The sequence below is a fragment of the Streptomyces sp. NPDC047043 genome, from assembly GCF_040644055.1.
GTDB lineage: Bacteria > Actinomycetota > Actinomycetes > Streptomycetales > Streptomycetaceae > Streptomyces.
This window is the reverse complement of sequence record NZ_JBEYVO010000008.1, coordinates 238513-251934: the sequence shown is the minus strand read 5'-3', so window position 1 is coordinate 251934 and position 13422 is coordinate 238513. Positions and strand designations below refer to the sequence as shown.

Here is a 13422-nt window from a genome sequence, read left to right as displayed (position 1 = left end):
GGAGGACGGGTGTCTTGATCGGGATCTCGGAGATCGAAGCCACGGCCGAGCGGATCGCCGGGCACGTCGTGCGGACGCCCACGGTGCCGAGCCCGGGGGTGTCCGCGCTGCTCGGTGTCCCGGTCACCCTCAAGCTCGAACTGCTGCAGCGCACCGGCTCGTTCAAGGCGCGCGGGGCGACGGCGAGGCTGCTGTCGCTGAGCGAGCGGGAGCGGGCCGCCGGGGTCGTGGCGGTCAGCGGCGGCAATCACGGTATCGCCCTGGCGGTGATGGCCGCGGCCCTCGAGGTGAAGGCCACCGTGGTCATGCCGCGCTCGGCCCCCGCCCGTTCCGTCGAGATCGTGGCGGCCACCGGGGCGTCGGTGCGGCTGACCGACGACATGGCCGAGGCGTTCGCGCTGATGAAGCCGCTGCAGGAGGAGGGGCTGACGCTGGTGCACCCCTTCGACGACCCCGTCGTGATCGCCGGACAGGGCACCGTCGGTCTGGAGCTCGCCGCCGAAGCCGGTGACCTCACCGACGTGGTCGTCAGCATCGGCGGCGGAGGTCTGGTCTCCGGTGTCGCGGCGGCGCTGCGGGCGCTGCGCCCGGGCGTGCGGATCTGGGGCGTGGAGACGGAGGGCGCGGAGGCCATGTCCGAGGCGCTGGCGGCGGGCGGCCCGGTGCCGGTCGCCCTGTCGTCCATCGCGTCCACGCTCAGCGCACCGTCCGTGTCGCAGCTGACGTACGACCATGTGTCCGCGCTGGTGGACGAGGTGCTCGTGGTGCCGGACCGGGAGGCGGTGCAGGGCACGCTCGATCTGGCCGACCACGCCAAGGTGTGGTCCGAGCCCGCGGCCGGGTGTCTGCTGCCCGCGGCCCGGCGGGTGCTGGAGCGGGTCGGTGACGGCGCGCGGCTCGGGCTGGTGGTGTGCGGGGGCAACGCGACGACCGGCGATGTCATGGCGTGGGCGGAGCGCTTCGGGCTGCGCTGAGTTTCTGCCGCTGGGGTTGAATTCCGTTCAGGAATAGGGAACTTCCTCGAATTCGCCCGACGATGCGTGAACAAATGGCGCCGTCGGCCGTTGATTTGCGGTTCCTTTGAACACATCCCGTCGCACCCCCCGTACCTCTGTGAAAGCAGAGAGCCAGGGGTTCAGCGAGGGATGACCATGGTCAAGGCGCATGTCTTCACGCACGAGTTGGTCGCTGGAAGGTACCGGCTCGTGGATGTCGTCCATCGCGAGACGAACCGGGTCTGCTGGTACGGAAAGGACGTCAACGCCCAACGCCCCTACCTCCTCACGCAGATCGACCTCCCGGACGATCCGGACGGTGAGGCCGCGCCCAGGGCGACCGCACGCATCATTCGCATGTCCGAGACCATGGGGCTGCTGTGCCCCGGGGCGGTCGCGACGGTCGTCGACGCCGTGGAGCAGGACGGCACCCTGTGGATCGTCACCGAGTGGATCGACGGCACGCCGCTGGCCGAACTCGTCGCCCAGCAGGGCACGTTCAACTATGTGCGGGCCGCCCGGATCGGGCTGCAGCTGCTCGACGTGCTCGAGGCCGCGCACGGCGAGGGCATCACCCACGGTGAACTCAGCCCGGGCCAGGTGTTCGTACGGGACCGGGGTTCGGTCGTGGTCACCGGCTTCGGCCTGGCCGGCGCTACCCTGGCGCCGCGGCTCTCCGCACCGTCGTACGCCTCCCCCGAGCAGGCCCGCGACGAGCGCATCGGGCCGGCGGCAGACCTGTGGGCGCTGGGCGCGATCCTCTACACGATGGTCGAGGGGCGGCCGCCGTTCCGGGACCGGGACCGGCCCGAGACCACGCTCAAGGGCGTGGACCGGCTGCCGCTGCGCACACCGGTGCACGCGGGGCCGATCACCCAGACCGTGCAGGGGCTGCTGCGCAAGAACTACCGGGAGCGACTGACCCGTCCGGTGGTCCGTGAGGCCCTGGCCCGGGTGCTCACCGAGGATCCCGAGTCGACCATGGAGGCCGTGCCCCGGCCCCGGCTGCGCGGTGTCTACACCGCGGCCTGCCATGCGACTCCCGGTTGGAGCAGACGCACCATGGCGTTCGGGACCGCGCTGGCCGTGGTCACCGTCGCGGTCGCCGTGCTCGCCGCGACCCATCAACTGCCGGGCACGGACAGCGCCGGGACCGACTCGGCACCCCAGCCCTCGGCGTCCGTCACGGCCGGCGCGAGCACCGACGGGCGGACCTCCACCCCGTCCGTGTCGGCAACGCCCAGCACTTCGCCGCCCTCCGCTTCGTCCTCCACGTCCCAGTCCCCGTCCCCGTCGGGCAACGCGCTCCCCGCCGGCTTCCACCGCTACACCGCGCCGGAGGGCTTCTCGATCGCCCTTCCCAAGGGCTGGAAGCGGCAGGGCACTTCGCGGGTGGACGACCTGTCGTACCGCGTCTTCTTCGGCGCGAAGGACGACCCGCGCAGCCTCGCGGTCACCTACAGCAAGGTGGTGGGGTCGGATCCGGTCGCGGTGTGGCGTGACGACGTCGAGCCCGAACTGCAGCAGTACGCCGGGTACCGGCGGATCGGACAGATCAAGGCGACGACGTACCAGGGCGACAAGGCCGCCGACATGGAGTGGCTGTCCGAGGTCGACGGCAAGCAGGTGCACACCTTCGGCCGCGGTTTCCTCCTGGGCGGCGGCCGCGGCTTCTCGCTGCGCTGGACGACTCCGGCGGCCGACTGGGACGACTCCGTGAACCGGCAGGCGCTGGACACCTTCCTGCGGACGTTCCGGACCTCGTCAGACTGAGACGCGCGGCGCGCGCATGGCGCGCAGCCGCGGGCCGTGCAGCGGGGTCGTGTGCCACCGCGCAGTGAACGTCCGCTCGGGCAGCGAACACGTCACGGTCAGCCGGTGCGGTGTCTCCAGGAACAGGACGTCCGCGGCGAGGGTGTCCGCGTCGGTCCAGCCGCCGCTCACCGCGACCGGCAACGGCTCCTCGGCGACGGTCCAGCCGTCCTCCCCGATCCGCAGGTCCAGCCGACGGCCGTCCTCGGTGAGGCCGAGCCGCCAGCCGTCCGCTGCCGCCGTCACCTCGACCGCGCTCAGCCTCGGCTGGTCCGCGCAGACGCCACCGTGCGGTGTGAACTCGGCACCGGACCAGTCCTGTGCCCGTGCCGGCGGTACGGCGCTGCCCGCGGCCGGCGGCAGCGCGAGCCCGGCCAACCGCTCGCGCAGGGCCGTGTCCGCATCGCTCCGGCCGGGCAGCGGGCTGTCCTTGAAGGCCGGGAGCAGGTGTTCCCAGACCAGGTTCAGCAGCTGCTGCATCTCCTCGGTGGCGGCGGTCGTAGCGATCACGGCGTCGTGCTCGGGCAGCACGAGGCAGAACTGCCCGTAGGCGCCGTCGCCGCGGTAGCCGTGCCTCGACTGCCAGAACTTGAAGCCGTAGCCCCGGTCCCAGTCCGACCGGTCCTGAGCCCCCATCGCACCGGCCGTCGGGATGTGCGCGCGGGTGGCCTCGGCGACCCACTCCCGCGACAGCAGCCGCTTCCCCTCCCAGACGCCCTCGCGCAGATAGAGCTGGCCGAGCCGGGCGATCGCGTCCGTGGTGCCGTGCAGCCCACTGAAGCCCAGCTCGCGGCCGGACCGGTCGGCCAGCCAGGCGACCTCGCCGACGCCGAGGGGGTCCAGCAGGCGGGGGCGCAGATATCCGGTGAGCGACTGCCCGGTGACCCGCTGCACGATCGCGGCGAGCGCGAAGGTAGCGGGCTGGTTGTAGGCGAACACGGTGCCCGGCTCACGGTCCGGCGGCAGCAGCAGAAGGCCGCGGACCAGGTCGTGGCGGTCGAGCGCGTGCGCCCGGTCGTAGGTCTCGGCGTCGTGTCCGGTCGCCATGGACGCCACGTGCCGCACCCGCATGGCGCGGCTGCGCGGATCGGTGATGTCGGCCGCGAACTCCGGGAAGTAGGAGATCACCGGGTCGTCGAGGCCGATCAGCCCCTCGTCCAGGGCGAACCCGGCGGCCGTGGCCGTGAAGCTCTTGCTCACCGAGTACAGCAGGTGGAGGCGTTCGGGGGTGTACGGGGCCCACCAGCCGGAGGCGACGAGGTGCCCATGCCGCATGACCATCAGGCTGTGCGGCTCGATGTCCGGGGCGGCTTCGAGGGCGTCGAGGAAGCCGTGGACACCGGCGGCGTCCACGCCCTGGGCGGCGGGGGTGGCGGAGGGCAGCGGGCGAGCACTCATGACCGCATCCTCCCCCGGCGATCAACCCTTGATCGAGGCGGGGCCGAGCCGTTTTCCGTGGCGCATGAAGGGGACCCGGCGGTTATGGTGCAAATCGGATACACGATGATGACCGAGCAGGCCGGCCCCCGTGACCTCGTCGACCATCTGGTGCGGGCCGAGGACGCCGGCTACGACTTCTCGGTGACCTCGGACCACTACTTCCCGTGGCTGCGCTCGCAGGGTCACTCGCCGTACGCATGGAGCGTGCTGGGCGCGGCGGCCCAGGCGACCTCGCGCATCCCCCTGATGACCTACGTGACGTGTCCGACCGTCCGCTACCACCCGGCCGTCGTCGCGCAGAAGGCAGCCACGATGCAGCTGCTGTCCGAGGGCCGGTTCCGGCTGGGCCTCGGCTCCGGCGAGAACCTCAACGAGCATGTGGTGGGCGGTGGTTGGCCCTCGGTCGACGTACGCCACGAGATGCTCGAGGAAGCGGTGGAGATCATTCGCGCGCTCTTCAAGGGCGGCCATGTGAACCATCGCGGCACGCACTTCGACGTCGAGTCCGCCCGGCTGTGGGACCTGCCGGACGAGCCGCCGCCCATCGGCATCGCCGTCTCCGGCGAGCAGTCCTGCGCGCTCGCCGGCCGGCTCGCCGACCTGGTCATCGCCACCGAGCCCGAGGAGGGGCTGCTGACCGCCTTCGACCGGCACGGTGGCGAGGGCAAGCCACGGGTGGGCCAGCTGCCCGTCTGCTACGACCCGGACCGGGACACGGCGGTGAAGCGCGCGCACGCGCAGTTCCGCTGGTTCGGCGGCGGCTGGAAGGTCAACTCCGAGCTGCCGCACCCGGATTCGTTCGAGTCGGCGACCCAGTACGTGACCCATGACGACGTCGCCGCGTCGATCCCGTGCGGCGACGACCCGGACGACTTCGTCGAGGCCGTACGCCCGTACGCCGAGGCCGGGTTCGGCGAGATCGCACTGGTGCAGATCGGCGGCGAGTCGCAGCCGGCGTATCTGGACTGGGCGGAGAAGACGCTGCTGCCCGCGCTGCACGACGCGTTCGGCTGACGCGCCGCACAGCCGGGGCGGAGCTCTGGCAAAGCGCGCCAAGCGCTCCATATAGGCTGCCGGTCTGCACTTCTGCAGTCCGAACAGCTTTGTACAGGAGAGTCATCGGTGACACTGGCGATCGACCCGTCCGAGACGTCCCCCGCGCCCCTGTCCGACCTCGTGGCGCGTGACGCCCGGGAGTTCGGCGTCTATGCGCGGACCGGTGGATGGGCCTTCGGCCTGATGGTGGCGCGCAGCGTACGGCCCGGCGGGCAGGGCGCGGAGGAGACGCCGAAGGTGTCCGCGAAGGAGTTCGCGGAGCTGGCCGGATGCTCGCCCGAGCGTGTCATGCGCTACTACAAGGCCTGGGACCGGGCCGCCGACGACGGCATGGTGCCGCACTTCGAGGCGCTGCAGCCGGGCCAGGAGGTGGAGCTGCCGGACGCCGACGTGTGGCTGAGCTACTACGTCTCCCGCAACAGCGCCACCTCCGAGCGCGGCACCGCCATCGCCGAGGCCGCCGAGGCCGAGGGCATCCGGCCGACGAAGGCGCTGGAGGTCGCCGAGAACCCCACCGCGCTGCGCGCCGCGATCCTCGCCGACCCCTCCACCGCGCGTGCGGCCCGCCAGGCGCTGCTGGACCGAGTCCGTGAAGACCCGGAGCTGCAGGCCGAGTTGGCGCGTGACGTCGTACGCACCGACGACCTGAAGAAGGCCGTCGCGAGCGAGAGCCGCTCGGCCGACCGGATCGGCTATGTGCGCCAGATCGCCGAGACGGGCCAGGTCAAGACCCCCGCGGGCCAGACCATCGACGCGCCCGTCGACCTGCGCCAGGAGGCCGAGCGGCACCTGTCGCTCATCGACGAACTCGAGGAGGACGAGAACACCGGCGAGTGGGCCACCGAGGCCTACGACACCATGAAGTCGCTCGTGGCCGAGACGGTGGAGGCCGACCCCGAACTGCGCGTGCAGGAGCGGCGGACGAAGTTCTACAGCAGCCTGCAGAAGGCAACGAAGGTGTTCGAGGAGCTGACCTTCGACGATGTGCAGGAGTTCGTCGAGGACGACATGGTGGAGCGCCTGGAGGAGCTCCAGCAGGCCATCGCCTCGTGCCTGACGGCGCTGCGCGGCGCGAAGGGCTGAGCACCGCGTACCCGGGCGGGGCTGGGTAGCCGTACTCATGCCCGCGCCCACCCGCTCCATCACGATGGGGGCTCCTGACCAGGAGGAGCCCCCATGACTGCCGTTGTGCACCCCGCCGTCCCGAGACGGCACCTGCCCGCCGTGACGGCCGCCGTCGTGGTCGCCGGACTGGCCGTGTCGGCCTGGGATCCGCGCGAGCGCGGCACCTGGTTCCTGGAGACGGTGTGGGTGCTGGTCGGGCTGCCGCTGGTGGTGCTCGCCTGGCGGCGCTTCCCGCTGACCAACCTGCTGTGCTGCCTGCTGGCGGCGCACGCGCTCGTCCTGGCCGTGGGCGGCCACTACACCTACGCCCAGGTGCCCCTCGGCGACTGGGTGCGGGACACCTTCGGCCTCGACCGCAATCCCTACGACCGCTTCGGCCACCTCATGCAGGGCTTCGTCCCGGCGGTGCTGGTACGGGAGCTGCTCAGCCGCACCTCGCCGCTGCGCGGCAGCCGCTGGCTGGCCCCGCTGACCGTGTGCGCGTGCCTGGCCTTCAGCGCCGTGTTCGAGATGCTGGAGTGGCTGGCCGCCGTGCTCGGCGGGCACTCGGCGGACGCGTTCCTGGCGACGCAGGGCGATGTGTGGGACACGCAGTGGGACATGTTCTGCGCGCTGATCGGCGCGACGGTCTCGGTGCTGGTGCTCGCCCGCCTGCACGACCGGCAGCTCGACGCGCTCGGTGTCAGTCCGTCGTATGCCGGTGCCGGGTCCACCACGGCACCACGAACCAGCACAGCACGTACCACGCGACCACTCCCGTGACGATCCACGGCACGGCCGCGTTGTGGGTCGCGACCCGGAGGATCAGCAGCAGCGACGAGGCCATGGTGGCGAGGAGGAGCAACAGGCCGACGAAGGTCAGCCGGGAGGCCCAGGTGACGGCCTCCGCCTTGACCCGCTGCCCGGAGACCAGGCGGTGCAGGGAGACGGGTCCGATCAGCGCCCCGGTCGCGGTGGCGCCCAGCACCACCGTCACGATGTAGATGGTCTTGTCGGTCTGCTCCAGCGAGTCGTACTTCTGCTGGAACACGACGGTGAGCAGGAAGCCGAACAGGATCTGCACCCCGGTCTGGGCGACCCTGACCTCCTGGATCAGATCGCCCCATTTCCGGTCGGCGCGCTCCTCGTCGGTCTCGCGCCGTCCCCATTCGTTGACGCCACCGGCGTCCCTGTTCGTGTCCGGCACGGCTCCTCCCGGCTCGATCGCCCGGATGTTCTCTGCGACCCGTGTTCCCGATTTCGCCATGATTGATCAGGCCTGCCGCAAACAGGGGCCCTGTTTGAGCGATCACCGGGCGGTTACACGAAGCGCAGACGCAAGCGACGACCAGCAGGTGTACGACGACCAGCCGAGGAGTCCGTCGATCATGTCCGGCACCGAGCTCACGCTCACACTCAGCGGCGGCACCGCCGCCGACGCACGCGCGGTCGTGCGGGCCCTGGAGCCCGCCTTCGGGGCTCCCGAGGAGGAGCTGCCCGCGGACGACCGCGTGACGGTCCACACCGCGCGGTTCGAGCACGATCCGGCGGACCCGCCGCCCGGGGGCGCACCGGGCACCGGCGGTCAACTTTCCGGGGCCGTGACGGTGACGGTGCAGGGCAGCCCCGAGGCGGTGGCCAAGGCCCGCGAGAGGCTGGGTCACACCTTCACCGCGCAGGAGCAGGGTTCGGTCTCCGGCGACCAGGAGCAGGAGTGGCAGCTGCTCCTGGAGCCGTGAGTCCCCGGGTCTACCAGCGGCCTTCGACCTGGTCCTTGATACGGCGGTCGTAGAGCTCGCGGATCGCGGTGATCGTCTCTTCGCCGAGTTGCGGGAGCCGGGCGGCGGCCGCGTTGGCGCGGGCCTGTTCGGGTGAGCGGGCGCCAGGGATCACGGTGGTCACGCCGGGCTGCTGGACGATCCAGCGCAGGGCGAGCTGGGCCGGGGTGTATCCCTCGGGCGCGAGCGCGGAGAACTCGGCGGCGGCCTCGACACCGGTCGTGTAGTCGACGCCGGAGAAGGTCTCGCCGACGTCGAAGGACTCCCCGTGCCGGTTGTAGGTGCGGTGGTCGTTCTCGGGGAAGACCGTGTCCTTGGTGTACTTGCCCGACAGCAGCCCGGAGGCGAGCGGGACGCGGGCGATGATGCCGACGCCGGCCTCCTGCGCGGCCGGGAGTACCTCGCGCAGGGGCTTCATGCGGAAGGCGTTGAGGATGATCTGCACGCTCGCCACACCGGGCCGGGCGATCGCGGTCAGCGCCTCCTCGCAGGTCTCCACGCTGACGCCGTACGCGGCGATGCGCTCCTCCTCGACCAGGGTGTCCAGGGCGTCGAACACCTCGTCGCTGGAGTAGACGGGTGTGGGCGGGCAGTGCAGCTGGACGAGGTCGATCCGGTCGACGCCGAGGTTGCGCCGCGAACGGTCGTTCCAGGCACGGAAGTTGTCCAGGACGTAGTTCTGAGGGATCTGCTCGACACGGCGGCCCATCTTGGTGGCCACCAGCACGTGCAGGTCCGGCCGTCCCGCGAGGAACGCCGCGACGGTCTGCTCGCTGCGCCCGTCGCCGTAGACGTCGGCGGTGTCGAAAAAGGTCACCCCCGCCTCGGCCGCCGCCTCCAGCACCGCCAGGGCTTCCTTGTCGTCGACGTCTCCCCAGTCGGCGCCCAGTTGCCATGTCCCGAGACCGACGACGGATGCGTGCTGACCCGACCTACCGAATGTGCGCTCGTCCATGGCGTCAGTCTGTCATCCGTCACGTCCGCTCGCGGAACCGACGGCTCCGGCACATTTCCTGTGAATCATTCACTCACAAGAGCGATGTGTTTCGACGAGACGGCGGCACGTGTAAACCGGCGCCTAGCGTGGGCCCGTGACTGATCGTTCAGTGAGCAACTTCCCGTCCGAGGCGCCGGAAGAACCCTCCTGGAGCCGTCGAGGTTTCCTGCTCGGCGCGGGCGCGCTGGCCGCCGTGCCCGTCCTGCTCGCGGCCGATCCGGCGGTCGCGGCGCAGGAGTTACCCGACTTCCCGTCGAACGTCGCGCTGTACCGCTCGGCGTACCGCAACTGGGTCGGCGAGATCACCGCCGACGGGCTGTGGGCCTGTGCGCCGGACGGCCCGGCCCAGGTGGTCGACGTCGTCAACTGGGCCTGGCGGCACGGCTGGACGGTCCGTGCCCGCGGATCCGCGCACGGCTGGTCGCCGCTGACCATCACCGCGGGCACGCCGTCCGACGCGCCCGTCCTGCTCGTCGACACCGCCCCGCACCTCACCGGTCTGTCCCTCGACTCGACGAGTGCCGTGCGCGCCGGCACCGGCGTCACCCTGGAGGCCCTGCTCACCTACCTGGAGGAGCACGGCCTCGGGGTCACCGCCGCGCCCGCCCCGGGCGACCTCACCCTGGGCGGCGCGCTCGCCATCGACGCGCACGGCACCGCCGTACCGGCCAACGGCGAGCAGCGGCTGCCCGGGCACACGTACGGGTCGCTCAGCAATCTGGTCCTGTCGCTGACGGCGGTGGTGTGGGACGAGGCCTCGGACGCTTACGTCCTGCGGACCTACGACCGCGACGAGGCGGACTGCGCCGCCCTGCTCACCCATCTGGGCCGCTCGCTGGTGACGGAGGTCGTGCTGCGGGTGGGCGCGAACGTCAATCTTCGGTGCGTGAGCCGTACGGACATCCCGGCCGCCGAACTCTTCGCTGCGCCGGGCAGCGACGGGCGCACCCTCGCGAGCCATCTGGAGCAGTCCGGGCGGGTGGAGGCGATCTGGTTCGCGTTCACCGAGTACCCGTGGTTCAAGGTGTGGAGCGTGGCCCCGACCCGGCCGCTCACCTCGCGGCATGTGACATCGCCGTACAACTACCCGTTCTCCGACAACGTCCCGACCGTGGAGGCGGACCTGGTCGGGCGGATGACCTCGGACGCGGCCTGGTATCTGGCTCCGGTGCTGGGCAACGCTCAGTACGACGTGGCCGCGCTCGGGCTGGTGACGACGCTGTCCGCCGACATCTGGGGGCCCTCCAAGAACACACTGCTGTATCTCAAGCCCACCACGCTGCGGATCAACGCGAACGGGTACGCGGTGCTCACCACAAGGGCCCAAGTGCAGCGCGTGGTCGCGGAGTTCACATCCTTCTACCGCGAGCGGCTCACGGCGTACGCGGCGCTCGGCCGCTTCCCGGTCAACGGCTCGGTGGAGATCAGGGTGACCGGCCTCGACGACCCGGCAGACGCCGAACTGGACGGCGCCCGCGCCCCGTTGCTCTCTGCACTGCGGCCCAGCGACACACACCCCGAGTGGGACACGGCGGTGTGGCTGGACGTCCTGACGCTGCCCGGCACGCCGTACGCGGAGGCGTTCCTGCGGGAGTTGGAACGGTTCCTGCTGCGCACCTACGACGGGGAGCACGCGCTCACCCGCGTCGAGTGGTCCAAGGGCTGGGCCTACACCGACGAGGCGGTCTGGAGCGACGAGGAGGTACTGAGCTCGGCGGTACCCGCCTCCTTCGGCGAAACCGTGTGGGGCCGCGCGGCCGGAACCCTGGACCGGCTCGACCCGCACCGCGTGTTCGGCAACGCGTTCCTGGACCGGCTGCTGCGCTGAGCGGCTGCCGGTGCCGGAGACCGCTGATCAGCGCCGTGGCCGTCGTTCGTGGCTACGGTCGCGGGGTTCCTCCGCCCGGTGCGAGGTGCGCCTGTACCGCGGGCGCGTACCGGTCGACGATCTCCTCCAGGGCAGTGCCCCGCACCCGGGTGCCGCGCGCGATGCCGTACATCACGCCCAGGCCGAGCAGGTTCGCGACCGCCAGTTCCGCCCGCAGGCCCGCGTCGGGGCCGGTCAGGCGTGCGGTGAGGCGTTCGGTGACCTGGGTGCGGAAGTTGGCGCGCAGGATGTCGCCCTGTTCGCCGTGCAGCGGCGCGAACACGATCCGCAGGAGCGGGTCGGCGCCCTGCCGTGACTGGCTGACCAGGACGTGCCGGACCATGTGCCGGCCCAGTTCGTCGAGGTGGGCGTCCAGCAGGGCGTCGGCGTCGGACTCGAAGGACATGACGCGGGCGAACAGGGCGTCCTTGTTGCCGAAGTACTTCAGGATCAACGGCGGGCTGACACCGGCGCGTTCGGCGACCGCCTTGAGGGTGATGTCGGCGTGCGCGTGCCGGGCCAAAAGATGGCGGGCCGCCTTGAGGATGGCCGCTTTCGTCGCCTCGGCGTCCCGGCGGGCGGGCGCGGGTGCGGTGGGGGGAGTGCTCACGGCACTCATGCTCCCTCCAAGGCCTCGTCGCGCGCGTCCCGGGTGCGGTCGCCGCCGGTCGGCGTCCCGCCCGAGGCAGGGTCGCCGGGGATGGTCAGGGCCGCGGCGCAGGCCGCCAGGGCGATCGCGCCGGCCATCGCGAAGGCGAGCAGGTATCCGTGCAGGGTGGGCACGGGGGCACCGCCGAGGAGGCTCGTGTGGTGGACGAGCACCGCGGCGACGGCCGCGCTGGAGGTGGCCTGGCCGATGGTGCGCATCAGTACGTTGACGCCGTTGGCGGAGGCGGTCTGTTCGGCCGGGACGGCGCGCAGGATCAGGGTGGGCAGGGCCGAGTAGGCGAGGGTGGTGCCGGTAGCCACCACCGTCGCCCCCAGGATGATCATCCACAGGTCGCGGCTGTCGGCGATGCGCACCGCGTAGCCGCAGGCGATGACCGCGGCCCCGAGGGCGAGCGTGATCCTGGGGCCGCGGGTGGCGGAGATCCGGGCCGACAGGGGCGAGAAGACAAGCATGGTGACACCGCCGGGCAGCAGGCACAGGCCGGTCTCCACGATCGACAGCCCGAGCCCGTACCCGGTGGCCTTCGGCGCCTGCACCAGCTGGGCGGTGACCAGGGAGTTGGCGTAGAAGGCGAACCCGGTGAGCAGGGCCGCCACATGGGACAGGCCCACCCGGGGCCGTGAGACCAGCCGCAGGTCGACCAGCGGCCGCTCGGTCCGCAGCTGCTGCCACCACCACAGGGCCAGGACGACGACGGCACCGAGGAACAGCCCCACGACCCGCACACTCCCCCACCCCCACTGACCGCCCTGGGAGACGCCCAGCAGAAGGCACACCAGCCCGGCGGCCAGCCCCAGGGCGCCCGGCACGTCGAAGCGGCCGGGCTCGCGCACCGGCGACTCCTTGACCGCCCACCACACCGCCGTCGCGCCCAGTGCACCGAGGGCACTGGTCAGCCAGAACATGGTGTGCCAGTCGGCGTACTGGACGACCAGCGCGGCCAGCGGCAGGCCCAGCGCGGCACCGATGCCGACGGTCGAGCTCATCAGCGCCACCGCGGAGCCCCGGCGCTCGGGCGGGAGCTCGTCGCGCAGGATGCTGATCGACAACGGCACCACGGACGCGGCGGCACCCTGCAGGGCCCGGGCCGCGATCAGCACGACGATGTCCGACGACAGGGCGCACATCACCGAGCCGACGGTCATCAGCGCGAGGGCCGCGGTGAGCACCCTGCGCTTGCCGTACATGTCACCGGCGCGGCCGAGGACCGGGGTGAGAACGGCGCCGGACAGCAGCGTCGCCGTGACCATCCAGGAGACCGCGCCCGCCGAGGAGTTCGTCAGCCGGGGCAGGTCGGGCAGCAGCGGCACGACGACCGTCTGCATGACGGCCATGAGGATGCCACCGAACGCCAGCACGGGGACGGTGAGCCGGCCTCGCTCCATCGGCACTCCAGCGGTTGGTACGGGAAACAACGGGGTGAATGACAATTCACCATAGCCGGTGAATGGCAATTCACCCAAGGGAAGTCCCGCACAGGGCCCGTCGGCTGCCCTGGGTCGTCGATACGGGATCACGCCAGTTCTGCGAGGTGAGGCAGGCCACTGACGGCACAGGCGTCCGCGAAGGACCACCTGAAACAGACGACTCACGGGAAGGAATTCCCCGTTCCGGGGGTCGACAGGTCCCCTTTTCGGCGAGATCGACTTCGTTCAATCTTGCATGACATGTACACAATTGTCCTGATCGCAGCCAACCGTCCC

12 protein-coding genes are annotated in these 13422 nt (G+C 71.3%); 7 read left to right on the top strand and 5 right to left on the bottom strand.

The window, feature by feature from the left end; all coding sequences use genetic code 11:
• The first annotated feature begins 14 nt into the window (after positions 1-14).
• Together ABZ880_RS14995 and ABZ880_RS14990 are read left to right on the top strand one after the other, a co-directional pair.
• Complete coding sequence (locus tag ABZ880_RS14995; RefSeq protein ID WP_361261602.1) at positions 15-974, top strand: threonine/serine dehydratase; 960 nt, start codon at positions 15-17, stop codon at positions 972-974.
• 171 nt (positions 975-1145) lie between these two features.
• Positions 1146-2768, top strand: coding sequence for a serine/threonine-protein kinase (locus tag ABZ880_RS14990; protein ID WP_361261599.1), 1623 nt, complete (start codon positions 1146-1148; stop codon positions 2766-2768).
• Here ABZ880_RS14990 and ABZ880_RS14985 read toward each other — a convergent pair.
• Positions 2760-4205, bottom strand: coding sequence for a serine hydrolase domain-containing protein (locus tag ABZ880_RS14985; protein WP_361261596.1), 1446 nt, complete (start codon positions 4203-4205; stop codon positions 2760-2762). The genes ABZ880_RS14990 and ABZ880_RS14985 overlap by 9 nt on opposite strands.
• Positions 4206-4289: 84 nt before the next feature.
• On the opposite strand from ABZ880_RS14985, the gene ABZ880_RS14980 reads away from it, so the two are divergent.
• From ABZ880_RS14980 to ABZ880_RS14970, 3 genes are all read left to right on the top strand, one after another.
• A complete protein-coding gene (locus ABZ880_RS14980) occupies positions 4290-5261 on the top strand; it encodes an LLM class F420-dependent oxidoreductase (RefSeq protein ID WP_361261593.1) in 972 nt (323 codons plus the stop codon).
• 108 nt (positions 5262-5369) lie between these two features.
• A complete protein-coding gene (locus ABZ880_RS14975; RefSeq protein ID WP_361261590.1) occupies positions 5370-6386 on the top strand; it encodes a hypothetical protein in 1017 nt (338 codons plus the stop codon).
• A gap of 93 nt (positions 6387-6479) precedes the next feature.
• Positions 6480-7190, top strand: a complete 711-nt coding sequence (locus ABZ880_RS14970; RefSeq protein WP_361261587.1) for a DUF2238 domain-containing protein — start codon at positions 6480-6482, stop codon at positions 7188-7190.
• Here the strand turns inward: ABZ880_RS14970 and ABZ880_RS14965 are convergent.
• Positions 7111-7614 carry a DUF6328 family protein gene (locus ABZ880_RS14965; RefSeq protein ID WP_361261584.1) on the bottom strand — a complete coding sequence of 168 codons (504 nt, stop codon included), beginning with the start codon at positions 7612-7614 and terminating at the stop codon, positions 7111-7113. The genes ABZ880_RS14970 and ABZ880_RS14965 overlap by 80 nt on opposite strands.
• Positions 7615-7795: 181 nt before the next feature.
• Between ABZ880_RS14965 and ABZ880_RS14960 the strand changes: the two genes are divergently transcribed.
• On the top strand, positions 7796-8146 hold the full coding sequence (locus tag ABZ880_RS14960) for a hypothetical protein (protein WP_361261582.1): 351 nt from the start codon (positions 7796-7798) through the stop codon (positions 8144-8146).
• Positions 8147-8156: 10 nt separating this feature from the next.
• Here ABZ880_RS14960 and ABZ880_RS14955 read toward each other — a convergent pair whose 3' ends face one another.
• Complete coding sequence (locus ABZ880_RS14955) at positions 8157-9140, bottom strand: aldo/keto reductase (RefSeq protein WP_361261579.1); 984 nt, start codon at positions 9138-9140, stop codon at positions 8157-8159.
• Between the two features lie 136 nt (positions 9141-9276).
• Between ABZ880_RS14955 and ABZ880_RS14950 the strand changes: the two genes are divergently transcribed.
• On the top strand, positions 9277-11010 hold the full coding sequence (locus ABZ880_RS14950) for a cholesterol oxidase substrate-binding domain-containing protein (protein ID WP_361261576.1): 1734 nt from the start codon (positions 9277-9279) through the stop codon (positions 11008-11010).
• A gap of 52 nt (positions 11011-11062) precedes the next feature.
• Here the strand turns inward: ABZ880_RS14950 and ABZ880_RS14945 are convergent, their stop codons facing one another.
• Together ABZ880_RS14945 and ABZ880_RS14940 are read right to left on the bottom strand one after the other, a co-directional pair.
• Positions 11063-11668 (bottom strand): TetR family transcriptional regulator, encoded by a 606-nt coding sequence (locus tag ABZ880_RS14945; RefSeq protein ID WP_361261573.1) that lies wholly within the window; start codon positions 11666-11668, stop codon positions 11063-11065.
• A complete protein-coding gene (locus ABZ880_RS14940) occupies positions 11665-13104 on the bottom strand; it encodes an MFS transporter (RefSeq protein ID WP_361261571.1) in 1440 nt (479 codons plus the stop codon). The genes ABZ880_RS14945 and ABZ880_RS14940 overlap by 4 nt, the downstream gene beginning before the upstream one ends.
• Positions 13105-13422: the final 318 nt, after the last annotated feature.